Origin of the sequence: Cupriavidus sp. 2TAF22 (assembly GCF_052115045.1) — a bacterium.
Classification (GTDB): domain Bacteria; phylum Pseudomonadota; class Gammaproteobacteria; order Burkholderiales; family Burkholderiaceae; genus Cupriavidus.
On record NZ_JBFRFX010000001.1, the window covers coordinates 112,991 to 136,635 of the forward strand.

Below are 23,645 nucleotides of genomic sequence, written 5' to 3' on the forward strand. Positions count from 1 at the left end.
GCTCTATGCCTCCGGTTGTGGGTTTGCGTGCGCGGCGGCCGTCTTGCGTGGCCGCCGTGCAATGGATGATTTTGGCGTGGGGGGGGTCCAGGCCGCGCACACGATCTCGGCTTCGCGCCGCAGCGCGCGCGCCAGCGCCGGCTCGCGCTCGGTGATGCGTTCGTTGAGCGCGGCGATGCTGATGGCGCCGAGCGGATAGCCGTCGGGGTCCGGCAGCGCGATGGCGATGCCGCCCATGCGCTCGACCACCACATCCAGCAGTACCGCATAGCCGCGCGCGCGGGTGGCCTCCACCTCGCGCAGCAGCAGGGCGCTGTCGATGCGCGGGTAGCGCTTGAGCGCGGGCGCGATGCAGCGCACGGCGGCCTCCACCTCGGCATCGGGCAGCGCCGCCAGCAGCGCCAGGCTCCCCGCGCCCACGCCGAGCGGACGCCGGCTGCCCACGTCGAGGTAGTTCGCGCGGATCGGGAAGGTGCCCGGGCGCAACTCCAGGCACACCGATTCGCAGCCGCTCGGCACCGACAGGATGGCGGTGTCCTCGAACGCCTGGGCCAGCCGGATCAGCGCCGGCCGCACGGCGGAGCGCGGGTCGATGCGGCGCACGCTGGTCGCGCGCAGGGCCAGCCATTCGGGGCCGAGCGAGAAGGCCTTGGTGTCGGCATCGCGCGCGATAAAGCCCTCGGCGGCCAGCGTGTCCAGCAGGCGCAGCGCAGAAGCCTTGTCCACGCCCGCCGCGCCGGCGAGGTCGGTCAGGCGCGTATTGCGCGGGTCGGACAGCGCGCGCAGCAGCCTGCAGGCCTTCTGTAGGGAAGTCGTCGGGACCGTCACGCGTGCGCACTCCGGGCAGAGGATTGTTTCAGGGAATGAAACCGGTTTGGTGGTTATAGACGCCTGTACCGGCCTCGTCATTCTGCGCTGCATCAAAGTTTTGCGGGATGAAATTCGTGCGAAGGCCTTGCCGGAACGCGGGGGCGCTTGCCCGGCGGGCGCCGGATTCGACCGCCAGCGCCGTCTTCCGCTATCCTTGGCGGCATTTCGCCGCGCCGGCAGGCGTGGCCAACCCATGCCGTACCCGCCCCTTCCAGGAGATTCCAGATGGTTCGCCGAGCCCGCCGCCTCGCCGCCGTACTTGGCCTGAGCGCCGCCGTGGGCGCCGCCGGCACCGCGCTGGCAGCGCCGCCGGCCGCCAACAACGCCGCCGCGGCGTCCAGCACCGAGCGCTACCAGGTGGCCGGCCTGGAAAAGCCGGCCAGCATCCTGATCGACCGCTGGGGCGTGCCGCATATCTATGCCAATACGCTGTACGACGCTTTCTACGTGCAGGGTTTCATGGCCGCGCGCGACCGCCTCTGGCAGATCGACCTGTGGCGCAAGCGCGGCCTGGGCGAGATGGCCAGGGACTTCGGCGCCGCTTACGTGGAGGGCGACCGCGCGGCGCGCGCCGTGCTGTTCCGCGGCGACATGTACCGCGAGTGGCTGGCCTATGGCTCCGACGCCAAGCGCGTGGCCGAGGCGTTCGTGGCCGGCGTGAATGCCTACGTGGCGCAGACCGAGGCGCGGCCAGACCTGCTGCCGCCGGAGTTTCGCGTGCTGAACTACAAGCCGGCGCGCTGGCGCGCCGAGGACATCGTGCGCATCCGCCACCATGGCCTCACCCTCAACTTCACCGGCGAGATCGACCGCGCGCAGATCTACTGCCACGTGAAGCCCGACGCCGTGCGCGCCGACTGGGTGCGCCGCGAGCTGGACCCGCCCGTCACGCCCAGGCTGCCGGACGGCCTGGACCCGTGCGCGCTGCCCGCCGCCGAGTTGCGCCGCGCCTATGAGCTGGCCACCGCGGCGCCGAGGTTCCCCAAGGAGTGGTGGAGCTCGGCCGCGGCCGGCAACATCCCGCACGAAGCGCTCTACGCCGTGCTCGACAACAACAGCGACACCGCGCGCAGCCTGGGCTCCAACAACTGGGTCATCGCCGGCGCGCGCACCGCCACCGGGCGGCCCATCCTGGCCAACGACCCGCACCGCGCGCACGGCGCGCCCAGCCTGCGCTATATCAGCCACCTGAACGCGCCTGGCCTGTCGGTGATCGGCGCCGGCGAGCCCTTCCTGCCGGGCATCTCGATCGGCCACAACGGCACCGTGGGCTTCGGCCTGACGCGCTTCTACATGGACCAGGAAGACCTCTACGTCTACGAGACCAACCCGGCGCAGCCGCGCGAGTACAAGTACCGCGGCCGCTGGGAGCCGATGGAAGCCGTGACCGAGGAGATTGCCGTCAAGGGCGAGCCCGCGCCGCGCAAGGTCAGCATCGACTTCACGCGCCACGGTCCGGTGCTCTACGCCGACGCCAAGGGCAACCACGCCTATGCGTTGCGCGCGGCCTGGCTGGATCTCGGCATGGCGCCGTACTTCGGCTCGATGGACTATATGCGGGCCCAGAACTGGGACCAGTTCCGCGCCGCCATGAACCGCTGGGGCGCGCCCGGCGAGAACCAGGTCTATGCCGACCGCGACGGCAATATCGGCTGGATTCCCGGCGGCCTGACCGTGATCCGCCCGAACTGGGACGGCCTTACCCCGGTGCCCGGCGACGGACGCTACGAATGGGCCGGCTACCGCAACATGGACGAGCTGCCGTGGGCCTACAACCCTGCCGCCGGCTTCGTGGTGACCGCCAACGAGAACAATATCCCGCCCAAGCATCCCGCTGCGAAGATGGGGGTGGGCTACGAGTGGAGCGACACGGCGCGCGCGCGGCGCCTCAAGAGCCTGGTCGCGGCCAATGCGCATTCGACGGTGGCCGACAGCATGGCCTGGCAGAACGACACCACCTCGCTGCCCGCGCTGCGCGTGGTGGCGCTGCTGGCCAATGTGCGCAGCGACGACGCGCAGGCCCAGCGCGGCCTGGACCTGCTGCGCGGCTGGGACGGCAACGAGCGTGCCGACAGCGCGCCGGCCGCGCTGTTCGAGGTCTGGTTCAGCAAATACCTGCGCCCGGCGGTGGTGCGCGCGGCGCTCTCGGCGGACGGCGCGCGCCTGGCCGGCTACGGCGATGCCAGCCGCGTGCTGGCGGTGCTGGAGCGGCCCGAGCCGTGGATGCCGGCGGAGCGCCGCAACGATGTCATCGTGAGTTCGCTCAAGAGCGCCATGACGGAAGTGGAGCGCAAGCTGGGGCCCGATCCGAAGACGTGGCAATGGGGCAAGCTGCACACCGCCGTGTTCGACCACCCGCTGCACCCGATCCTCGACGCCGCCGCGCGGCAGCGCTACGAAGTCAACGCCGGTCCCATCGGCGGCTCGTCGTTTACGCCGATGAACACCAGCTACCGCAACAGCGACTACCAGCTCACCGCGGGCGCCTCGTTCCGCATGGTGCTGGACGTCGGCAACTGGGATGCCTCGCGCGTGGTCAACACGCCGGGCCAGTCCGGCAATCCGGCCAGCCCGCACTATCGCGACCTCGCGCCGCTGTGGGCCAGGGGCGAGTACTTCCCGCTGCTCTACACGCGCAAGGCCGTGGAGAAGGAGAGCCGCGAGAAGGTCGAGCTGGTGCCGCAGTAACGTGGCTAAGCGGCTAAGCGGCTAAGCGGCTAAGCGAAGGCCACCGGCGCCGCCAGCGCCATCTCCAGGATGCGCGCCACATGCAGCGCCTCGCGCTGCGCGCCATCGTGGATCTGGTGGCGGCAACTGGTGCCGTCCGCCACCAGCAGGGTATCCGCATCCGCCTTGCGGATGGCCGGCAGCAAGGCCTGCTCGGCCATCCGCATCGAGGCGTCGTGGTGCTCCGCCTCATACCCGAAGCTGCCGGCCATGCCGCAGCAGGATGATTCGATCAACTCGGTCTTCAGGCCGGGGATCCATGACAGCACTTCCTGCACGGGGCGCACCGCGTCGAACGCTTTCTGGTGGCAGTGGCCATGCAGCAGCGCCTGGGTCGCGGCGAGCTGCGCGAGGGCTGGCGCGAAGCGCCCGGCCGCGCGCTCGCGCACCAGGAATTCCTCGAACAGGAAGGCGTGCCCGGCAAGCTGGCGGGCGGCGTCGCCATAGCCGTACTGGAGAAACTCGTCGCGCATGGTGAGCAGGCAGGATGGCTCGAGCCCGACCACCGCCACGCCGCGTGCGACATGGGGCAGCAATGCATCGAGCGTGCGCCGTGCCTCGGCCTTGGCCTCGTCCACCAGGCCGGCGGCGAGGAAGGTCCGCCCGCAGCACAGCGCGCGCTGGCCCGGGGCGGTGCCGAGATGCACGGTGTAGCCGGCGGCTTCCAGCACACGCCGCGCGGCGCGCGCGTTGGCGGGCTCCATGTGGTTGTTGAAGGTGTCGACGAACAGCAGAACCTCTTTGCCGCCTTCCGCCTTTGCGGAGGTGCCGCGGGCGTCCGCGCCCTGGAGGAAGGCGGGCTGCCAGCGCGGCAGCGTGCGCCGGGCCGACAGTCCCAGCACGCTTTCGCTCAGCCTGGCCAGCAGCGGCACGCGGTCGCGCAGGTTGAACAGCCATGGCAGGCGGCTGGCCACGCCGGCGTAGCGCGGCATCCAGGCCACCAGGCGGTCGCGCGCGGACAGCCGCCCGGCGCGCGCGTGGGCTGCCCGTACTTCGATCTTCATCTTGGCCATGTCGATGCCGGTAGGGCAGTCGCGCTTGCAGCCCTTGCATGACACGCACAGGTCCAGCGCGTCCTTCACCGCCGGCTCCAGCAGGCCTTGGGGCCCGAGCTGGCCGGACAGCGCCAGGCGCAGCGTATTGGCGCGCCCGCGCGTGAGATGCTGCTCGTCGCGCGTGATGCGGTAGCTCGGGCACATGGTGCCGGCGTCGAACTTGCGGCAGTGGCCGTTGTTGTTGCACATCTCCACCGCGGCGGCGAAGCCGTTGGCGGGATCGAGCCCCGTGCCTGGCGCGCTTTCCGCCTCGGTGACCGGATCGCGCATGACGTTCCACGCGGACCAGTCGAGCGCGCCCGCGAAGGGCTTTACCGTGTAGCCAGGCGGGAAGCGGAACAGCGCCGCTTCATCCATGCGCGGCGTGCGCACGATCTTGCCCGGGTTGCAACGGTGTTCCGGGTCGAACAGCGCCTTCACTTCCTCGAACGCGTGGTTGAGCGCGGGGCCGAACTGCCACGCCACCCATTCGCCGCGGCACAAGCCGTCGCCGTGCTCGCCGGAGTACGCGCCCTTGTATTCGCGCACCATGGCCGCGGCCTCTTCGGCGATGGCGCGCATCTTGGTGGCGCCGTCGCGGCGCATGTCCAGGATGGGGCGCACATGCAGCGTGCCGACGCTGGCGTGCGCGTACCAGGTGCCGCGCGTGCCGTGCTTGTGGAAGACCTCGGTCAGGCGGCTGGTGTACTCGGCCAGGTGCTCGAGCGGCACCGCGCAGTCCTCGATGAAGGAGACCGGCTTGCCGTCGCCCTTCATGCTCATCATGATGTTCAGGCCGGCCTTGCGCACTTCCCACAGCGCCTTCTGCGGCGCGGCTTCCGGCATCTCCACCACGGCGCCGGGCAGGCCCAGGTCGGCCATCAGCTCGACCAGCCGCGCCAGCCCGCGCAGGGTTTCGGCGCGCGCCTCGCCGGCGAACTCGACCAGCAGGATGGCCTCGGGCTCGCCCACCAGCGCGCGTTCGATCACCGGGCGGAAGGCGTCGTTGCGGCGCGCCAGGTCGATCATGGTGCGGTCCACCAGTTCCACCGCGGCGGGGCGCAGCCCGACGATATGGCGCGTCATCTCCATCGCCTGGAAGAAGGAGGGGAAGTTGATCACGCCGAGCGCCTTGTGCACCGGCAGCGGCGCGAGTTGCAGCGTGATGCGCCTGAAGTAGGCCAGCGTGCCTTCGGAACCCACCAGCAGGTGCGCCAGGTTGGCACTGCCGTCGGCCGTGTAGGGACGCTCGCTTTGCGGATGGAAGATATCGAGGTTGTAGCCGCCCACGCGGCGCAGCACCTTGGGGTACATCTGCGCGATGGCGTCGCGCTCGCGCTCGGCAATGCGGCGCACGCCGTCGGCGATATGGCGGTGGGCGGCGCCCTCGCCGGGCCAGCGCGCGTCGAAGCGCACCTCCTCGCCGCCGGCGAGGATGGCGTCGATGCCCAGCACGTTGTGGACCATATTGCCGTACTGGATCGAACGCGAGCCGCAGGAGTTGTTGCCGGTCATGCCGCCGATGGTGCATTGCGCGGCGGTGGACACGTCCACGGGAAACCACAGCCCGTGCGGCCTGAGCCAGGCGTTCAGGTGATCGAGCACGATGCCGGGCTGCACGGTGACGGTACGCGCGTCCTTGTCGAACGCGATGACCTCGTTGAGCCACTTGCTGTTGTCGATCACCAGTGCTTCGCCCACGGTCTGGCCGCACTGGCTGGTGCCGCCGCCGCGCGGCAGCAGCGGCGCCTTCAGGTCGCGCGCGATGTCCAGCGCGAGGCGTGCATCGGCCTCGTCGCGCGGCACCACCACGCCCAGCGGCATGACCTGGTAGATCGACGCATCGGTGGCGTAGCGGCCGCGGCTGGCCGTGTCGAACAGCACATCGCCGCGCAGCTCGGCGGCAAGGCGGCGCTGGAGCGCGGAGCCGGCCCGCGCGGCGCCCTGCATGCCGTGCGCGTCGCGGGGGATGAAGCGCAGTGGCTGGACGGCGGTGTTCTCGGTGGGCAATGCCATGGCTGTCTCTTCCTGGTGTGGGTGCAGGGAACGCAGCCGTGGCGCCGTCCTGCGCCGCATGCCTTGGCTTGCGGCGCGGCGTGCCTCAGGCCGCGTCCAGTCGATCTAGTTCGGCGATCAGCGCATCGCGCTTGTTCTTCAGGTGCTGGCGCAGGATCTCGCGCAGCGTCGCGCCATCGCGCGCGGCCAGCGCATCGAGCATGGCGCCGTGCTCGCGCACGGCCAGGTCCCATTTGTCCTGGTCGAAGTTGGAACGAAAGCGCAGGGCCTGGATGCGCAGGTTGATTCGGCGGTAGGTCTCCTCCAGGATCGGGTTGCGCGCCGCCGCGTTGATCGCGTCATGGATACGGCGGTTCAGGCTGTAGTAGTTCGGCAGGTCGCGCCGCGCGTGGCACGCCAGCATCTCGAAATGCAGCGCGCGGATCTCGGTCAGCTCCGCCGGCGTGATGCGCTGGCAGGCCAGCTCGCCGGACATGGCCTCCAGCCCGCCCATCATCTCGAACAGGTTGTCGATGGTCTCGCGCGAGAGCTGCACCACTTCGGCGCCCCGGTTGGGCAGCAGCGTGATGAGCCCGTCGCTGGCCAGCACCTTGAAGGCCTCCCGCAGCGGCGTGCGCGAAACCTGCAGCTGGTCGCACAGCACGCGCTCGTTGAGCCGAGTGCCCGGCGCGAGCTCGCCTTCGACGATCATCGTGCGCAGGCGCTGCGCCACCGCCACATGCAGGATCTGGCGGTCTACGGCGATGGCTTCGGGGGTCGAGATCATGTTCATGGCTTGACAATATTGTATTCAAAATCTACATTGGGGCAAGCAAGAACTTGCTTCGAGCTTGCCGGGCCGCACCGCGGCCCCGCCGCCGCCCCGCCAAAGCACAGCCAAATTCCCCGATAGGCCTTGAATTTACTGGGGTTTTTCCCTGATTGCAGCACGCGCGGCGGCACTACATTATCCCGTATCGCAGCGCCGCAGTGTGTCATTGTTTTTTGAATACAAAATTCAAAACCACGCCTGAGAGGTGACATGATCCGACTGAACTCCCATCCCAGCGGGCGGCATTTCCTGCAGATTCCCGGCCCCACCAATGTGCCGGACCGCGTGCTGCGCGCCATCGACCATCCCACCATCGACCACCGCGGGCCCGAGTTCCAGCAGCTCGGCAAGAAGGTGCTGGCCGATGTGCGCAAGGTCTTCCAGACCGCGCAGCCGGTGGTGATCTACCCGGCGTCCGGGACCGGCGCATGGGAGGCCGCGCTGGTCAACACGCTGTCTCCCGGCGATCGCGTGCTGATGTTCGAGACCGGGCATTTCGCCTCGCTGTGGAAGAAGATGGCCGACAAGCTCGGCCTGCAGCCGGAGTTCCTGGTGGGCGACTGGCGCCACGGCGTGGACGCCGCCGCCATCGGCGCGTACCTCGGGCAGGACCGTGGCCATGCCATCAAGGCGGTGTGCGTGGTGCACAACGAGACCTCCACCGGCGTGACCTCCGATATCGCCGCCGTGCGCCGCGCCATCGACGCGGCCGGCCATCCGGCGCTGCTGCTGGTCGATACGATTTCCTCGCTCGGCTCGGTGGACTACCGCCACGACGAATGGGGCGTGGACGTGACCGTGTCCGGTTCGCAGAAGGGCCTGATGCTGCCACCCGGCCTGTCCTTCAACGCCGTCAGCCAGAAGGCCATCGCGGCCTCGGCTTCGGCGCGGCTGCCGCGTGCGTTCTGGGGCTGGGACGAGATCATCGAGGCCAACAAGAACGGGTACTGGCCCTACACGCCGGCCACCAACCTGCTCTATGGCCTGTCCGAAGCCTGCGACATGCTGTTCGCCGAAGGGCTCGGCAACGTCTTCGCGCGCCACCAGCGCCACGCCGAGGCCACGCGCCGCGCGGTGCGCGCCTGGGGACTGGAGATCCTGTGCCAGAACCCGGCCGAATACAGCCCGGCGCTGACCGCGGTGCTGCTGCCGCAAGGGCATGACGCCGACGCCTTCCGCCGCATCGTGCTGCAGCACTTCAATATGTCGCTGGGCCAAGGCTTGTCCAGGCTGTCGGGCAAGGTCTTCCGCATCGGCCATCTCGGCGATTTCAACGACCTGACCCTGATGGGCACGCTGGCCGGCGTCGAGATGGGGCTGGCGCTGGCCGGCATCCCGCACCGGGCCGGCGGCGTGCTGGCGGCGATGGACAGCCTGCGCGCGTCCTCGGTGGCATTGGAGGCGGCGGCAAGGTAGGCGCGGTTCGCAGCACGGGCGGGCCCCGCGGTGCCGCCCGGCATGTGCCGATGTGCCGACAGAGCGCACGGCGATCCAACCAAAGGAGACAAGTCATGACCTTGCGTTTGACCTTGCGCGCGCTTGCGTGCGCCTCGCTGCTTGGCGCCGTGGGCACGCCCGCGCTGGCCTGGGAGCCGACCAAGCCGGTGGAGATCGTGGTGCCGTTCAGCGCGGGCGGTGCGTCCGACCAGATGGCGCGCTCCATCCAGGGCATCATCGCCAAGCACAAGCTGATGGCGCAGCCCGTCATCGTGCTCAACAAGGCGGGCGCCTCCGGCGCCGAAGGCCTGATGGACACCAAGGCTTCGCGCGGCGACGCGCACAAGCTGCTGGTCACTTCGTCCGCGCTCTATACCGTGCCGATGATCAGCCAGCTCCCGTTCAACTGGCGCGACCTCACGCCGGTGGCCATGGTCGCGCTCGACGAGTTCGTGCTGTGGACCAATGCCGAGGCGCCGTACAAGACCCCCGCCGACTTCGTCAACGACGCGAAGAAGATGGCCGGAAAAATGAAAATGGGCGGCACCAGCTCCAAGCGCGAGGACCAGATCATCACCGCGCAGGTCGAGCGCAAGACCGGCGCGAAGTTCATCTACATCCCGTACAAGGGCGGCGGCGAGGCCGCCACGCAGCTCTCCGGCAAGCACATCGACGCCAACGTCAACAACCCGTCCGAATCGATCGGCCAGTGGCGTGCCGGCGAGCACCGCGCGCTGTGCGTGTTCGCGCCGGCACGGATGAACTACTCGGCCAAGATCACCGCCACGCAAAGCTGGGGCGACATCCCCACCTGCAAGGAACAGGGCCTCGACGTGCAATACCAGATGCTGCGCGTGTTCATGCTGCCGGGCGGCGTGACGCCCGACCAGCAGAAGTACTACGTCGAGCTGATGCAGAAGGTGGTCGCCACGCCGGAATGGAAGGACTACCTCGAGAAGAACGCCCTCAAGAACGACTTCCTGGCCGGGCAGAAGCTGGTCGATTTCCTCGGCGCGGACGAGACCCGCCACAGGGACATCATCAAGGAAGCGGGATTCGTGGCGGCGCGGTAGGCGCAGGCGCCTCGCCGGGTTTCTTCTGTCTGTGTTTCTCCCCGCTCCCCGCTCTCCTCTGCGCGCTCCCGCTCGCGGGAGCGGGGAACACGGCACCGCACCATCCGCGTACTTGCACATCCTTCAACAGAAGACAGGCGCGGCCCGCGGCCGCAGCCTCGCAAAAGGAGACCCCAGCATGAACGAACATCCCGAAGGCCATGCCGGCGCGGCGGCGATCTCGGTGCGGACCGCCGAGATCGCGGTCGCGCTGCTGATCGCCCTGGGCGCGGTGGTGGTGATGGTGAGCAACTACCGCATCGGTGCCGGCTGGGCGCCCGACGGCCCGGAGGCCGGGTATTTCCCGCTGCGCATCGGCGCCATTATCTTCGTGTCCTGCCTGGCGGTGCTGTGGCAGGCATGGCGCATGGACGGCGGCGGCGCCCCCTTCGTTACCTGGCCGCAGCTGCGCCAGGTCGGCGTGATCGTGGTGCCGCTGACCGTGTACGTCGGGCTGATCGCCGTGCTTGGCATCTATGTGGCGTCGGCCGTCTTCATCGCGGGGTTCATGGTGGCCATCGGCAAGTTCGCCTGGTGGCGGGCGGTGCTGGCCGGCGTGGCGATCAACGTGGTGCTGTTCTGGGTCTTCGAGATGCAGTTCCGCGTGCCGCTGCCCAAGGGCCCGCTCGAAGCGGCGTTCGGTTTCTGAAGAGGCGGCCATGGAAGAACTCAACTCACTGATGGGCGGCTTCGCCGTGGCGATGTCGTGGCACAACGTCGGGCTGATGCTGGTCGGCATCCTGCTCGGCATCGTGGTGGGCGTGCTGCCCGGCCTGGGCGGCCCCAACGGCGTGGCCATCCTGCTGCCGCTGACCTTCAGCATGGAGCCCACCTCGGCCATCATCATGCTGTCGTGCATCTACTGGGGCGCGCTGTTCGGCGGCGCCATCACCTCCATTCTCTTCAATATTCCCGGCGAGGCCTGGTCCGTGGCGACCACTTTCGACGGCTACCCGATGGCGCAGCAGGGCCAGGCCGGGCGTGCGCTGACATCGGCCTTCACCGGCTCCTTCGTCGGTGCGCTGGTGGGCGTGCTGCTGATCACCTTCCTCGCGCCGATGGTGGCGAAGTTCGCGCTGCGCTTCGGCCCGCCTGAGTTCTTCGCGGTCTACTTCCTCACCTTCTGCAGCTTCATCGGCATGGGCAAGGAAAGCAAGCCCAAGATCCTGATCGCGATGTGCGTGGGCTTTGCGCTGGCGGCGGTGGGCATGGACACGGTTTCCGGCACGCTGCGCATGACCTTCGGCTCCACCGAGCTGCTGCGGGGCTTCGATTTCCTGGTGGTGGTGATCGGCCTGTTCGGCATCAGCGAGATCCTGATGACGATGGAAGAAGGCATCGCGTTCCGCGGCAAGCGCGCCAACATCGACCTCAAGGTGGTGCTCAAGACCTGGGCCGAGCTGCCGCGCTACTGGCTGACGCTGCTGCGCTCGTCGGTGATCGGGTGCTGGCTGGGGGTGACGCCCGGCGGCGCCACCGCCGCGTCCTTCATGGGCTACGGCGTGGCCAAGCGCTTCGCGCGCGACCCCGACAGCTTCGGCAAGGGCAATGTGGAGGGCGTGATCGCGCCGGAATCGGCCGCGCACGCGGCCGGCACCAGCGCGCTGCTGCCGATGCTGGCGCTGGGCATTCCCGGCTCCGCCACCGCCGCGGTGCTGCTGGGCGGCCTGATGATCTGGGGGCTGCAGCCGGGGCCGCTCCTGTTCACCGAGCAGAAGACCTTCGTGTGGGGCCTGATCGCCAGCATGTACCTGGGCAATATCGCCGGGCTGCTGGTGGTGCTGTCCACGGTACCGCTGTTCGCCGCCATCCTGCGCATTCCGTTCGCCATCATCGCGCCGCTGATCCTGGTGGTCTGCGCCATCGGCGCCTTCACCGTGCACAACGCCATGTTCGATGTCTGGCTGATGCTGATCTTCGGCGTGGTGGGCTATGTGCTCAAGAAGCTCGACTATCCGCTGGCGCCGCTGGTGCTGGCCCTGGTGCTGGGCGACCGCGCCGAGGACGCATTCCGCCAGACCATGCTGATCTCCTCCGGCAGCATGGAGGTGTTCTGGTCCAACGGGCTGGTCGGCACCATCATGGCGCTGGCGGTGACCAGCCTGGTGTGGCCGCTGATCGGCGGCCTGCGCCAGCGCCGCCGCGCGCTGGCCTGAGCCGAAGAGGGAGACCCCGCATGAACGAAATCCCGAACGCAGCCACCACCGGCGAAGCGCCGCTCCTGCTCGAACGCGACGGCGCCGTCGCCACCGTGGTGCTCAACCGCCCGGCCAAGCTCAATGCGTTGACGCTGGCGATGTGGCAGCAGCTTGGTGACGCCTTTCGCACCCTGTCCGCCGATATGTCGGTGCGCTGCGTGGTGGTGCGCGGCGCCGGCGAGCGCGCCTTCTCGCCCGGCAACGATATCTCCGAGTTCGCCACGGCCCGCTCCAACAAGGCGCAGGCCATTGCTTACGGCCGCGTGATGCACGCCACCGCGCAGGCCATCCTCGACTGCCCGCACCCGGTGGTGGCGCAGATCCACGGCATCTGCGTGGGCGGCGGGCTGGAAGTGGCGGCCATGGCCGATATCCGCATCTGCGGCGCGGGCAGCCGCTTCGGCGCGCCGATCAAGAACCTCGGCCTGGTGATGGCGCATGCCGAGATGGCGCCGCTGATCCGCCTGGTGGGCGAGGCGCGCACGCTGGAGATCCTGTTCGAAGGCCGCATCATCGGCGCCGACGAAGCCCTCGGCATGGGCCTGGTGTCGCGCGTGGTGGCGGACGCCGAGGTGGCCGCCGAGACGCGCGCCACCGCCGCGCGCATCGCCGCCGGAGCGCCGCTGGTGGCGCGCTGGCACAAGAAGTTCGCGCGCCAGCTGGCAGCCGGCAAGACGCTGGACGCGCGCGAGCTGGACGAAGCCTTCGACTGCTTCGATACCGGGGATTTCCGCACCGGCTTCCAGTCCTTCCTCGCCAAGGAAACCCCGCGGTTCAGCGGCAGCTAGGCCCCGACGGAGCGCACCCGCGATGCAGGATACCAACGCATTTCCCCGCCCCGGCGCTCTTTCCGGCATGCGCGTGCTGGAGCTGGCGCAGATCATGGCCGGCCCCACCTGCGGCATGATGCTGGCCGATCTCGGCGCCGAGGTGATCAAGATCGAGAAGACCGACGGCGGCGATGACGCGCGCGGCTACCGCGAGCCGCAGATCAACGGTGTCTCCGCGCCCTTCCTGATGCTCAACCGCAACAAGCGCGCCATTGCGCTGGACCTGAAGCAGCCCGAGGGCCGCGAGGTCTTCCTGCGCATGGTGAAAGATGCCGACGTGGTGATCGAGAACTTCCGCAAGGGCACGATGGAAAAGCTCGGCCTCGGCTACGACACGCTCTCGCGGCATAACCCGGGCCTGATCTACTGCGCCATCTCCGGCTACGGGCGCAGCGGCCCCGCCGCGGACAAGGGCGGCTTCGATCTGATCGCGCAGGGCTTCGCCGGCCTGATGAGCATCACGGGCGAGGAGGGCGGGCCGCCGCTGCGCACCGGCAACTCCATCGCCGATATCAACGCCGGCATCCTGGCCGCCTTCGGCATCCTCGCCGCCTGCCAGCACAAGCAGAAGACCGGACGCGGCCAGGTGGTCGAAACCTCGCTGATCGAGGCCGGCCTGCAGCAGCTCTACTGGCACGCCGCCATCCATTTCGCCACCGGCGAATCGCCGGGGCCGAGCGGCTCGGCGCATATCCTCGCCACGCCTTACCAGGCCTTCCCGACGCAGGACGGCCATATCATCGTCGGCGGCGCCAACGAGAAAAACTGGGAACGCATCGCGCAGGTGCTGGGCAAGCCCGAGTGGCTGGACGACCCGCGCTACCGCCTGAATGCCGACCGCATGCGCCACCGCGACAGCCTGCTGCCTGCCATGGCCGGGATCCTCTGCGGCCGGCCGTCGGCGCACTGGCTGGCCGAGTTCGACCGCGCGGGAGTGCCGGCGGGGCCGGTGCATTCGATCGGCGAGGCGCTCGCCCACCCGCAGACGCTGGCGCGCGGCATGGTGGTCGAGCAGCAGCATGCGGTGGCCGGCGCGATCAAGACGCTGGGGTTGCCGGTGCAGTTGTCGGAGACGCCCGCGCAATACGTGCGGCCCGCGCCAGGCCTGGGCGAACACACGCGCGAGCTGCTGGCCGAATATGGCTACGGCGAAGCCGAGATCGAAAGCATGCGGGAGACGGGCGCCGTGCGGTGAGGATGGCGCCGCCGGCGCCTATCCCACGTACCAGAAAATGCTCGCGAACTGGCAGGCGCTGCCCGCCAGCACGAACAGGTGCCAGATCCCGTGGAAATGGCGCACCTTCTCGTCGAACAGGAAGAAGCCGATGCCCGCCGTGTAGAGCGCGCCGCCGGCCACCAGCCAGTACAGGCCCGCGGCCGGCAGCGCCGCCACCAGCGGCCCGAACGCGAACAGCACCAGCCATCCCATCAGAACGTAGATCAGCAGCGAGAAGATGCGCGTGCGCTTGCCGATCCACAACTCCTGCGCAATGCCGATCAGCGCCAGCCCCCAGTTCACCCCGAACAGCGTCCAGCCCCACGGCCCGCGCAGCGTCACCAGCGCGAACGGCGTGTAGCTGCCGGCGATCAGCAGGTAGATGGCGCAGTAGTCCAGCCGCCGCAGCACGTCCTTGGGGCGGCCGCGCAGGCTGTGGTAGAGCGTGGAGATGGTGTAGAGGAACACCAGCGTGCTGCCGTAGACCACCGAGCTGACGACCTTCCAGGCATCGTGGTACAGGGCGGAGGAGGTAACGAGGACGGCCGTGCCGGCGGCCGCGAGGACGGCGCCGGCGAGGTGGCTGTAACCGTTGAAGCGTTCTCCGTGGTACATGGGCGTGGCTTCTCCTGTGTCTGGCCGCCCGGGTGGCATCGTGAAACGATTTCCCGGGCGATTGCGTCAGGGGACGTTGCCGCCGCAGCGCTGCTGCGGTGCAATAGGCCGTATTCTTGCACGGATCACCGGTCTGCAGAACCCTGCCGGGCCGCAGGGTCTTTCCGGGGCGGCGGCCCGCCCCGGTGATTCAGGCCTGGCTCAGCGCCGTTCGCCTTGTGCGTAGACGCGTTCGCCGGCCACCCACGTCTGCAGCACGCGGGTCTTCCAGATCTCGCCCGGCGCGACCTTGAACAGGTCCTGGTCGACCAGGATGAAATCGGCCCACTTGCCCGGCTCCAGCGAGCCCAGCGTCTTCTCCTGGTGTTCCGCGTAGGCGGCGTCCAGCGTGAAGGCGCGGAAGGCCTGGGTCAGCGTCATCGCTTCTTCCGGGTGCCAGCCCTTGATCGGGCGGCCCTGGTGGTCCGTGCGCGTCACCGCAGCGTGCAGGCCGTAGAAGGGGTTGGCGGATTCCACCGGGAAGTCCGAGCCGCCGGCGATCACCGTGCCTTGCCTGAGCATGGTCTGCCACGCATAGGCGCCCTTGATGCGTTCCTGGCCGATGCGGTCCTCGGCCATGTTCATGTCGCTGGTCGCATGGGTGGGCTGCATCGAGGCGATCAGGTCGAGCTTCTTGAAGCGCGGGATGTCCGGCAGCGACACGACTTGCGCGTGCTCGATGCGGTTGCGCAGTTCGCGGCCGCCGACTTCCTTGTAGGCCACTTCGAGCGCGTCCAGCACCTGGTGGTTGGTGGCATCGCCGATGGCGTGCACATTGACCTGGTAGCCGGCCTTGATGGCGGTCTTGACGGCTGCCTGCATGGCGGCGTCGCTCATGAACAGCAGGCCGCTGTGCACGTGGTCGTCCGAGTAGGGCGCCATCAGGGCCGCGCCGCGGCTGCCCAGCGCGCCGTCGCCGTACAGCTTGACGGCGCGCAGGTAGTAGCGGTCGTTGCCATAGCCCGAGAGCGGGCCCTTGGCCGAGAGCGCCTTGAAGTCGTCGCCGGTGTCGCGGATCATGCCGTAGATGCGCGTGGTCAGCTTGCCCTGGTCGGCGAACTCGCGGTAGATGCGGTCCTCCTGCGCGGTCACGCCAGCGTCGCCCGCCGCGGTCAGGCCGAGCGCGTTCATATGCGCGAGCGCGGCGGCCAGCGCGGCGCGGCGGTCGTCGTCGGAGTAAGGCGGGATCACGTTGTTGACCAGCGCCATCGCCTTGTCGACCAGCACGCCGGTGGGATTGCCGTTGGCGTCGCGCTCGATGCGCCCGCCTGCCGGGTCCTTGGTGTCGCGCGTGATGCCGGCGGCCTGCATCGCCCTGGTATTGAGCCACGCGGCGTGGCCATCCACGCGCACCAGGCGCGCGGGGCGGTCGGAGACGGCGGCGTCCAGTTCGGCCGCGGTGGGAAAGCGGCCCAGCTTCCAGTTGACCTGGTTCCAGCCATAGCCCAGCAACCACTTGCGTTGCGGGTTGCTGACGCCATAGGCGCGGATGATGCCTTGCGCTTCCTGCAGGTCCCTGGTTTCCGACAGCGAGATCTCGGTGGTCTTGAAGCCCAGGCGGAACACATGGCCGTGCGCGTCGATCAGGCCCGGCAGCAAGGTCTTGCCCTGGCCGTCGATGCGCTTCGCATCGGGATACTGCGCACGCAACGCGGCGGCGTCACCGGTGGCCAGCACCTTGCCCTGGTCGAACACAAGGCCGGTGAAGCTGGCGACCTGGTCGTTCTTCAGCGTGTAGCCCTGCACGGATTCGACCAGGCTGGGCGCGGCGTGGGCCGACAGCGCGAGGCCGGCGGCCAGCGCCAGCAGGCTCTTGTGGATTGCGTGTTTCAAATCAACTCTCCTTGTTGTTGTGGTACAGCGCTTTGGTTTTCTTATGGGCTCTCAGGATGACTGCTTGGTGCTCTTTATTCGGCCGTCGCCGCAGCGGGAAGGGCGGGGCCGCCCGCCTCGCTTCGCGCAGGTGGCAGCGGCGGGAATTTCATGTCGGCATAGCGTACGAAATGCGTCTTGCGCACGATGCGATAGCCCAGCCAGATCGCGAGGAAGATCGGGATGCCGATATAGGTGGCGGTCACCGCCACCCAGTCGATCTTGCCGTCGGTGAAGGCCTGGTAGTTCTGCCCCAGCGTGACGACCAGGCACAGCCCGAAGGCGAACAGCGGGCCGTACGGGAAAAATGGCGAGCGATAAGGCAGGCGCGACAGGTCCAGCCCCTGTGCCACGAAGCCGCGGCGGAAGCGGTAGTGGCTCACCGCAATGCCCAGCCAGGCGATGAAGCCCGTCATGCCCGACAGGTTGAGCAGCCACAGGTAGACCGACTTGCTCTCGAACAGCGAGGTCAGGAAGCACAGCGCGCCCACCGCGGTGGTGGCCAGCAGCGCCGCCAGCGGCACGCCGTTGCGCGTGAGCCGCGCGAAGATGCGCGGCGCGCGGCCTTCGGTGGCGAGGTTGTAGAGCATGCGGGTGGAGGCGTACATGCCGGAGTTGCCGGCGGACACCACCGCCGTCAGGATCACCGCATTCATCACCCCGGCGGCGAAGGCGAGGCCCGCATGGCGGAACACCAGCGTGAACGGGCTCACGCCCACCGTTTCCACGTCGTTCTTGAGCAGGCTCGGGTCGGTGTAGGGAATCAGGATGCCGATGATCAGGATCGCCAGCACGTAGAACAGCAGGATGCGCCAGAACACCTGGCGCACGGCGCGCGGGATGTTCTTCGCCGGATCGGCCGATTCGCCCGCGGCCACGCCGATCAGCTCCGTGCCCTGGAACGAGAAGCCGGCGATCATGGCCACGCCGATCATGGCGGGCAGCCCGCCGACGAAGGGCGCATCGCCCGCGGTCAGGTTCTGCAGGCCGACCGGCAGGCCACCGCCGTCGCCGCGCAGGATGCCGAAGATCATCAGCACGCCAATGACGATAAAGGCGATCACCGTCACCACCTTGACCAGCGCGCACCAGTATTCGGCCTCGCCGAAGCCGCGCACCGAGATGGCATTGAGCAGGAACATCACGCCAAGGAACAGCGCGCTCCACAGCAGGCCGGGCGTATCGGGGAACCAGTACAGCATCACCAGTTGCGCCGCCGCCAGCTCCACCGCGATGGTCACCGCCCAGTTGTACCAGTAGTTCCAGCCCAGCGCGAAGCCGAAGCCTTCGTCCACGTAGAGCGCGCCGTAGGTGGCGAACGAGCCCGACACCGGCATATAGGCCGCCAGCTCGCCCAGGCTGGTCATGAGGAAGTACACCATGGCGCCGATCAGCACATACGCCGCCAGCGCGCCGCCCGGGCCCGCCTGCGCGATGGTGGCCCCGGAGGCGACGAACAGGCCGGTGCCGATCGAGCCGCCGATCGCGATCATGGTGAGGTGGCGCGCGCGCAAGGTGCGGCGCAGGGCGGGCGGAGCGGTGCCGGTGGCGGGAGGCTCGATGGTCATGGGCGAGAGGGGTTGGGGCAGGAGGGCCGGGCCTGCCGGCACCGCCCGCATTCGCCGGCGGTGCCGGCGTGCGACCCAGCCCGGCTGGCATGCCGCGTACAGGCATGCAATACATTCACCGGCTGGTACATACGGCGGCATCATAAGAGAAAACGCGGCGCGGCGGAAGCGGTCGCGCACCGCGATGGGGCATGGTTCCGTGCGTGCCGGGTCGCGCGCGGGAAGCCATGTTTTGCGATCGTGCATTGCAGCATGGCTAGAATCGGGGTTTGACTTCGCGCAGGCGCGGCCCTGCCGGCAGCGCTGCCAAGCCGTATTCGGACTAATCCTCATGACCCTGCCCTTCAACGATAGTTATCTGCTGCACATCGGGCTGAGCCTTGCCATCGTGCTCGCCGGCATGGTGGCGGTGAAGTTCGTCAACCGCTTCTTCCAGTCGCGCCAGCTCGCCGACAAGGACAACCGCGGCAGCTACCGCACCTGGACGGTGGCCTCGCGCAACGCGGTCGCGGCGGTGGTGTTCCTGCTGCTGCTCGGCATCTGGGTGTCCGAGCTCAAGAGCGTGGCGATCTCGCTGACCGCCTTCGCGGTGGCGCTGGTGATCGGCGGCAAGGAACTGGTGATGTGTTTCCTGGGCGCCTTCCTGCGCATGATGGCGCGCCCGTTCCAGCTCGGCGACATCGTGGAGATCGGGCCATATTCCGGCGAGGTGGTGGACATGGACGCGCTCACCACCACGCTGGTGGAGATCGCCGGCACGCGGCAGTTCACCGGGTCCACGGTGCAGATCCCCAACAGCACGCTGCTGACCTCGGCCGTGCGCAACCATTCGCAAGCCGGCAAGTACACGCTGGATACCCTGCGACTGCCGTTGCCGGAGAAATGCGACCCGGACCGCGTCGAGGCCGACCTGATCGCCATCACCGAGCAGGTCTGCGCGCCGTTCCTGGCCGAGGCCCGGCACAGCCTGCAGGAGTACGGCGGCTCGCGCTTCCTCGATCTCTCGCAGTTCGAGCCGCGCGTGCTGTTCGAGGCCGTGGCCGCGGACAAGCTCGACGCGCTGGTGCGCTTCCCGGTGCCGGTGGCCTCGCGCCTGTCGGTCGGGCAGCAGATCCTGCGGCAGTATCACCGCCAGCGCGGCGAGGCGGCTGCGGCCGCGGCCGCAGCCGCGACGCCCGCCACAGCGGCAGCGGCGACCCCTGCCGCCTCTGCCACCTGACGAGGGCCGGCCGGACGGCTTCACCGAATCCCGTTTCGGCTGTATGGTAGCCCTTGCTGCGCGAGGCGCCGCATGCGCATTCGAACCCTGTCGGACAACGAGGAGACCCATGAAAGCCGCCGTCATGCATCAACCCAAGACCCCGCTCGTGATCGAAGACGTCGCCATCGGCAAGCCCGGCCCGCGCGAGGTGCTGCTGCGCACGGCCGCGGTGGGCGTGTGCCATTCGGACCTGCATTTCCTGGACGGCGCCTATCCCTTCCCCACGCCGGTGGTGCTGGGCCACGAGGCCGCCGGCATTGTCGAGCAGGTGGGTTCGGAGGTGCGCACGGTCAAGCCCGGCGATCATGTGATCACCTGCCTGTCGGCCTATTGCGGCCATTGCGAGCACTGCCTGACCGGCCACTTGTCGCTATGCGTGGAGCCCGACACCAGGCGCCGCGAGGGCGAGGAGCCGCGCCTGCTGGCCAAAGGCGCGCCGATGAACCAGTTCCTCAACCTGTCGGCCTTCGCCGAGCAGATGCTGATCCATGAGCATGCGCTGGTGGCGATCCGCCCCGAGATGCCGCTGGACCGCGCCGCGCTGATCGGCTGCGCCGTGACCACCGGCGTGGGCGCGGTGGTGCATACCGCGCGCGTGCAGCCCGGCGAGACCGTGGCCGTGATCGGCTGCGGCGGCATCGGCCTGGCCACCATCAACGGGGCGGCCATCGCCGGCGCGGGCCGCATCATCGCAATCGACCGCGTGCCGGGCAAGCTGGAGCTGGCGAAACAGTTCGGCGCGACCGACGTGGTCAACGCGGCGGATACCGATGCGGTGGAAGCCGTGCGCGCGCTCACGCGCGGCGGCGTGCATCACGCCTTCGAGGCCATCGGCCTCAAGCAGACCGCCGAGCAGGCCTTCTCGATGCTGCGCCGGGGCGGCACCGCCACCGTGATCGGCATGATCGCGCCGGGCGTGAAGATCGAGATCAAGGGCACCGATTTCCTGGCCGAGAAGCGCATCCAGGGCTCGATGATGGGTTCCAACCGCTTCCCGGTGGACATGCCGCGGCTGGTGGACTTCTACCTCTCGGGCAAGCTCAGGCTGGACGAACTGATCTCGCGCCGCATGCCGCTGGAGAACATCAACGAAGCCTTCGACGAACTGCGCCGCGGCGAACTCGCGCGCTCGGTGATCATGTTCGAGCACTGAGCGCGGCGCGCCGAACCGGCAAAAGGAAAGGGCGGGCTCCGCCGTCCCGGGCTCGCCTAGCGTTGCGGCTGGCTCGCCGCTGCCGCTTCGGCCGCGCGGCGCACCGCCTGCGGGTAGCGGATGGTGAAGAGCACCGCGCCGCCCATGGCGGCCAGGCTGACCGCCACGTCGACCCACAGCGGGATCGCGCTCACATACTCGGCGGCCGCGTCGGCGGCCACCAGCACGGCCAGGGCCACCGCCCACACCAGCGTGATGTGGCGGTTCACCGCCAGGAAGCGGGGCGAGTCCCACAGCTCCGGCGCGACCCGTTCGCGCGCATATTGCAGCGTGAACGGCTTGCCGATCGCCAGCGAGATCACGATGATGGCCAGCAGGCCGCCATCGACCGCCAGCCGCACCGTGGCTATCGTCCAGCTTGGCGCGGCCACCAGCGTATAGGCCAGCAGCAGCCCGAACAGCACCAGCGTGCCAAGCTCCAGCACCTTGAGCGATTCGCCCCGCCGCCACATGCGTGCGCACAGGAACAGCGAGACCGCGAGGGCGGCGGCCAGTCCCGCCAGTGGCGAGACGCGGCGCGTGGCGATGAAGAAGGCGATGAACGGGGCGAAACCAGTCAGAATTCCCATGCTGTTCTCCTTGGGGATCTTGCGGCCCGATGGTTGCCCGGCCGCGTGGCAATGAAAGTGTCCGCAGGCGCGGCGGCGGTTCAGTCGGCGCCGAGCCAGTTGCCGTGGAAGCCGAACGGGACGCGGTGCGACAACTGCACCGTGGCCACCGGGCCGTCGGCGATGGCGCCGGCCTCGTAGACCACCATGTCGCTGCGGTTCTCCGCGCCGCGGAAGACCGTGGCGATCAGCCAGCCGTCGCCTTCGGCGCTGTCGGCCGCGCGCGGCACGAATACCGGCTCGGAGACCGCGTCGCCCTCGTCGAGCACGTGCACCGTGCGCTTGCCGCTGCGCAGGTCGATATGGGCCAGGCCGTCATAGCTGCCCCGCGCGCTGCTTTCGTGCTGGCGAAACGCGAAGTAGCCGTGGCGGTAGGGCAGGGTGGCGAAGCGCTCGTCGAAGCGCGGGAACTCGCCCGCCATGTCGTCCAGGTATTCGCGCGTGAAGGTGTCCGAGTTGCCGGCCATGTCGAAGGTCCAGCGGCACAAGCGCGCGCGTGCGCCGTCGGCGTTGGGGTTGAACAGCGGTGCGGTGTCGTACTGCATCACGTCGGCGATGATCCTGTTGCCGGATTCCCATGCATTCATCACGTGGAAGACGTAGCACGCTTCGCCGCGGAACCAGCGCATCCTGGCCACGCCGCCCTGGCGCGGCATGATGCCGATATGCGAGCCCTTCTCCGGCTCCCACGCATAGGCCGGTTCGCCGCGCATGGCGCGCTCCATGCTGCCGGTCACCGGCAGGATGGGAAACAGCACGTGGTTCTGCGTCACCATGAAATCGTGGACCATGCTCGGATATGGCGCCTCGAAGCGTTCCAGGCGCTGGAGCTGGCCGGCACGGTCCACCACGCCGTAGCGCAGGGAGGGCGTGAAGGGGCCGTCGGCCGAGTAGGCGAAGAACACCATCTCGCCGGTGACCGGGTCCACCTTGGGGTGCGCGGTCATGGGACCCGTCAGCTTGCCGCCGTAGTCCACGTCGCCGCGCGTGGCCAGCGTCTCGCGGTCCAGCTCCACCGGCAGGTCGGCTTCTTCCAGTGCCAGCAGGCGCGCGCCATGCCACAGGATATTGGTGTTGGCCACGCCGTCGTTCTGGCCCGCCACCGCGGGGTCGGTGGTGGCCGGATTGCCCCAGCTGCCGAACAGGGCGCCGCCGGCGGCCTGTTCGCGCTGGAACTTGTTGGTGCGCACCCAGCGGTTGCGGTAGCGCACGCGCCCGTCCTCGATATGGAAGGCATGCACCATGCCGTCGCCGATGAACCAGTGGTAGAAGGCATCGCGCGGCGCGAACTGCGGGTTGGGTCCGTTGCGGTAGAGCGTGCCGCGCAGCGCGCGCGGCAATTCGCCCAGCACTGGCAGGTCGGGCGCGTCGCACTCCATCAGGATGGGGGCGAAATTGCCGCTGAGATAGGGCGAAGGCGGGAACGGCTTGCTCATGTCGTGCTCCTTTTCCTGGTCTGCTGCCGGGCCGGTTCCGGTTCGGCGGTGGGGGTGGCTTGGGGTTTGGCTTGGGGTTTGGCTTCGGGTTTGGCTTCGGGGGCGGCTTCGGGGGCGGCTTCGGATGTGGCGGCCGGCGTGTGCGCGGCGGGCGCGCTGGCCGGGCCGGCCACCGGCATGCGCATGCCTTGTCCCAGCAGGCGCATCATCTCGGCGTGGATGACGCGGTAGCCGGGTTCGTCCGGCAGCTTGCCGGCCAGGCGCAACATCACCAGGCCGTGGATCGAGGCCCAGATCACGTAGCTCAGCACATGCGGGTCGCCGTGGATCAGGCCGCGCTCGGCCATGCCTTCCAGGTGGGCGCTCATGGTGCGGCGCGCCCGCGACCCGGCGCGCTCCAGTTCCGGATAGCGCGCATCGCCCGGCTGGGTCAGTTCGAACATCAGCCGGTAGGCATTGGGCTCGGCGAAGGCGAAATCCAGGTAAGCCTGGCCTACCGCGCGCGCCCGGTCGCGCGGCTCGGCGGCGCTGGCGCCCGCGCCGGCGGCCTCCAGCGCGGCGGCGAAGCGATCGAATGCCGCGGTGCGCACTGCGGCCAGGATGTCGTCCTTGTCGCGGAAATAGCGGTACGGCGTCATCGGGCTGCAGCCCAGTTCATCCGCGAGCTGGCGCATGCTGACGCTGGCCACGCCGCCTTCGGCGAAGCGCCGTTCGGCCACTGCGCAAAGGCGTGCCTTGAAAGCGTCGATTTCGTCCTGGGTCAGGTTTTTTGCCATGGTTCG

At 68.9% G+C, this 23,645-nt stretch carries 18 protein-coding genes; 9 read left to right on the forward strand and 9 right to left on the reverse strand.

Translation table 11 applies throughout. The annotated features are described in order from the left end of the window. Positions 1-3: 3 nt before the first annotated feature. Complete coding sequence (locus AB4Z48_RS00465) at positions 4-828, reverse strand: IclR family transcriptional regulator (RefSeq protein WP_441611853.1); 825 nt, start codon at positions 826-828, stop codon at positions 4-6. A gap of 267 nt (positions 829-1,095) precedes the next feature. On the opposite strand from AB4Z48_RS00465, the gene AB4Z48_RS00470 reads away from it, so the two are divergent. Beyond that, positions 1,096-3,558, forward strand: coding sequence for a penicillin acylase family protein (locus AB4Z48_RS00470; RefSeq protein ID WP_441611854.1), 2,463 nt, complete (start codon positions 1,096-1,098; stop codon positions 3,556-3,558). A 29-nt stretch (positions 3,559-3,587) separates the two neighbouring features. On the opposite strand, the gene AB4Z48_RS00475 is transcribed toward AB4Z48_RS00470, so the two are convergent. Together AB4Z48_RS00475 and AB4Z48_RS00480 are read right to left on the reverse strand one after the other, a co-directional pair. Continuing rightward, positions 3,588-6,647: an FAD-binding and (Fe-S)-binding domain-containing protein gene (locus AB4Z48_RS00475; RefSeq protein ID WP_441611855.1), complete on the reverse strand. Its 3,060-nt coding sequence runs from the start codon at positions 6,645-6,647 to the stop codon at positions 3,588-3,590. Between the two features lie 85 nt (positions 6,648-6,732). Then, on the reverse strand, positions 6,733-7,413 hold the full coding sequence (locus AB4Z48_RS00480) for a GntR family transcriptional regulator (RefSeq protein ID WP_441611856.1): 681 nt from the start codon (positions 7,411-7,413) through the stop codon (positions 6,733-6,735). Between the two features lie 255 nt (positions 7,414-7,668). Here AB4Z48_RS00480 and AB4Z48_RS00485 point away from each other — a divergent pair, with 255 nt between their 5' ends. The 6 genes from AB4Z48_RS00485 to AB4Z48_RS00510 all read left to right on the forward strand — a co-directional run bounded on the left by AB4Z48_RS00485 (position 7,669) and on the right by AB4Z48_RS00510 (position 14,230). After that, complete coding sequence (locus AB4Z48_RS00485) at positions 7,669-8,874, forward strand: pyridoxal-phosphate-dependent aminotransferase family protein (RefSeq protein WP_441611857.1); 1,206 nt, start codon at positions 7,669-7,671, stop codon at positions 8,872-8,874. Positions 8,875-8,969: 95 nt separating this feature from the next. After that, positions 8,970-9,968 carry a Bug family tripartite tricarboxylate transporter substrate binding protein gene (locus tag AB4Z48_RS00490; protein ID WP_441611858.1) on the forward strand — a complete coding sequence of 333 codons (999 nt, stop codon included), beginning with the start codon at positions 8,970-8,972 and terminating at the stop codon, positions 9,966-9,968. 178 nt (positions 9,969-10,146) lie between these two features. Beyond that, complete coding sequence (locus tag AB4Z48_RS00495) at positions 10,147-10,656, forward strand: tripartite tricarboxylate transporter TctB family protein (RefSeq protein WP_441611859.1); 510 nt, start codon at positions 10,147-10,149, stop codon at positions 10,654-10,656. A 10-nt stretch (positions 10,657-10,666) separates the two neighbouring features. After that, the gene (locus tag AB4Z48_RS00500; RefSeq protein ID WP_441611860.1) at positions 10,667-12,163 is read left to right on the forward strand and encodes a tripartite tricarboxylate transporter permease; all 1,497 of its coding nucleotides are present in this window, start codon (positions 10,667-10,669) and stop codon (positions 12,161-12,163) included. Positions 12,164-12,183: 20 nt separating this feature from the next. Beyond that, positions 12,184-12,993 carry an enoyl-CoA hydratase/isomerase family protein gene (locus AB4Z48_RS00505; protein WP_441611861.1) on the forward strand — a complete coding sequence of 270 codons (810 nt, stop codon included), beginning with the start codon at positions 12,184-12,186 and terminating at the stop codon, positions 12,991-12,993. 22 nt (positions 12,994-13,015) lie between these two features. After that, positions 13,016-14,230 (forward strand): CaiB/BaiF CoA transferase family protein, encoded by a 1,215-nt coding sequence (locus tag AB4Z48_RS00510; RefSeq protein ID WP_441611862.1) that lies wholly within the window; start codon positions 13,016-13,018, stop codon positions 14,228-14,230. Between the two features lie 18 nt (positions 14,231-14,248). Here the strand turns inward: AB4Z48_RS00510 and trhA are convergent, their stop codons facing one another. The 3 genes from trhA to AB4Z48_RS00525 all read right to left on the reverse strand — a co-directional run bounded on the left by trhA (position 14,249) and on the right by AB4Z48_RS00525 (position 18,345). Next, positions 14,249-14,866, reverse strand: a complete 618-nt coding sequence (gene trhA / locus AB4Z48_RS00515) for a PAQR family membrane homeostasis protein TrhA (protein ID WP_441611863.1) — start codon at positions 14,864-14,866, stop codon at positions 14,249-14,251. Between the two features lie 201 nt (positions 14,867-15,067). Further along, positions 15,068-16,738: an amidohydrolase gene (locus AB4Z48_RS00520; protein WP_441611865.1), complete on the reverse strand. Its 1,671-nt coding sequence runs from the start codon at positions 16,736-16,738 to the stop codon at positions 15,068-15,070. A gap of 74 nt (positions 16,739-16,812) precedes the next feature. Next, positions 16,813-18,345, reverse strand: coding sequence for an amino acid permease (locus AB4Z48_RS00525; protein ID WP_441611866.1), 1,533 nt, complete (start codon positions 18,343-18,345; stop codon positions 16,813-16,815). Between the two features lie 331 nt (positions 18,346-18,676). Between AB4Z48_RS00525 and AB4Z48_RS00530 the strand changes: the two genes are divergently transcribed. Together AB4Z48_RS00530 and AB4Z48_RS00535 are read left to right on the forward strand one after the other, a co-directional pair. Next, positions 18,677-19,564 (forward strand): mechanosensitive ion channel family protein, encoded by an 888-nt coding sequence (locus tag AB4Z48_RS00530; protein WP_441611867.1) that lies wholly within the window; start codon positions 18,677-18,679, stop codon positions 19,562-19,564. Between the two features lie 109 nt (positions 19,565-19,673). Then, positions 19,674-20,759, forward strand: a complete 1,086-nt coding sequence (locus AB4Z48_RS00535) for a Zn-dependent alcohol dehydrogenase (protein ID WP_441611868.1) — start codon at positions 19,674-19,676, stop codon at positions 20,757-20,759. A 56-nt stretch (positions 20,760-20,815) separates the two neighbouring features. Here the strand turns inward: AB4Z48_RS00535 and AB4Z48_RS00540 are convergent, their stop codons facing one another. The 3 genes from AB4Z48_RS00540 to AB4Z48_RS00550 all read right to left on the reverse strand — a co-directional run bounded on the left by AB4Z48_RS00540 (position 20,816) and on the right by AB4Z48_RS00550 (position 23,639). Continuing rightward, a complete protein-coding gene (locus AB4Z48_RS00540) occupies positions 20,816-21,388 on the reverse strand; it encodes a hypothetical protein (protein WP_441611869.1) in 573 nt (190 codons plus the stop codon). 80 nt (positions 21,389-21,468) lie between these two features. Continuing rightward, positions 21,469-22,863, reverse strand: coding sequence for a carotenoid oxygenase family protein (locus AB4Z48_RS00545; RefSeq protein ID WP_441611870.1), 1,395 nt, complete (start codon positions 22,861-22,863; stop codon positions 21,469-21,471). Continuing rightward, positions 22,860-23,639 (reverse strand): TetR/AcrR family transcriptional regulator, encoded by a 780-nt coding sequence (locus AB4Z48_RS00550; RefSeq protein ID WP_441611871.1) that lies wholly within the window; start codon positions 23,637-23,639, stop codon positions 22,860-22,862. The genes AB4Z48_RS00545 and AB4Z48_RS00550 overlap by 4 nt, the downstream gene beginning before the upstream one ends. Between the last annotated feature and the right edge of the window lie 6 nt (positions 23,640-23,645).

Excerpts from the sequence above, each read along its gene's own strand:
- AB4Z48_RS00475 (WP_441611855.1), bottom strand. The coding sequence starts at position 6,647 with ATGGCATTGCCCACCGAGAACACCGCCGTCCAGCCACTGCGCTTCATC.
- AB4Z48_RS00485 (WP_441611857.1), top strand. The coding sequence starts at position 7,669 with ATGATCCGACTGAACTCCCATCCCAGCGGGCGGCATTTCCTGCAGATT.
- AB4Z48_RS00470 (WP_441611854.1), top strand. The coding sequence starts at position 1,096 with ATGGTTCGCCGAGCCCGCCGCCTCGCCGCCGTACTTGGCCTGAGCGCC.
- trhA (WP_441611863.1), bottom strand. The coding sequence starts at position 14,866 with ATGTACCACGGAGAACGCTTCAACGGTTACAGCCACCTCGCCGGCGCC.
- AB4Z48_RS00510 (WP_441611862.1), top strand. The coding sequence starts at position 13,016 with ATGCAGGATACCAACGCATTTCCCCGCCCCGGCGCTCTTTCCGGCATG.
- AB4Z48_RS00500 (WP_441611860.1), top strand. The coding sequence starts at position 10,667 with ATGGAAGAACTCAACTCACTGATGGGCGGCTTCGCCGTGGCGATGTCG.
- AB4Z48_RS00535 (WP_441611868.1), top strand. The coding sequence starts at position 19,674 with ATGAAAGCCGCCGTCATGCATCAACCCAAGACCCCGCTCGTGATCGAA.
- AB4Z48_RS00550 (WP_441611871.1), bottom strand. The coding sequence starts at position 23,639 with ATGGCAAAAAACCTGACCCAGGACGAAATCGACGCTTTCAAGGCACGC.
- AB4Z48_RS00530 (WP_441611867.1), top strand. The coding sequence starts at position 18,677 with ATGACCCTGCCCTTCAACGATAGTTATCTGCTGCACATCGGGCTGAGC.
- AB4Z48_RS00505 (WP_441611861.1), top strand. The coding sequence starts at position 12,184 with ATGAACGAAATCCCGAACGCAGCCACCACCGGCGAAGCGCCGCTCCTG.
- AB4Z48_RS00545 (WP_441611870.1), bottom strand. The coding sequence starts at position 22,863 with ATGAGCAAGCCGTTCCCGCCTTCGCCCTATCTCAGCGGCAATTTCGCC.
- AB4Z48_RS00525 (WP_441611866.1), bottom strand. The coding sequence starts at position 18,345 with ATGACCATCGAGCCTCCCGCCACCGGCACCGCTCCGCCCGCCCTGCGC.
- AB4Z48_RS00490 (WP_441611858.1), top strand. The coding sequence starts at position 8,970 with ATGACCTTGCGTTTGACCTTGCGCGCGCTTGCGTGCGCCTCGCTGCTT.
- AB4Z48_RS00480 (WP_441611856.1), bottom strand. The coding sequence starts at position 7,413 with ATGATCTCGACCCCCGAAGCCATCGCCGTAGACCGCCAGATCCTGCAT.
- AB4Z48_RS00540 (WP_441611869.1), bottom strand. The coding sequence starts at position 21,388 with ATGGGAATTCTGACTGGTTTCGCCCCGTTCATCGCCTTCTTCATCGCC.
- AB4Z48_RS00495 (WP_441611859.1), top strand. The coding sequence starts at position 10,147 with ATGAACGAACATCCCGAAGGCCATGCCGGCGCGGCGGCGATCTCGGTG.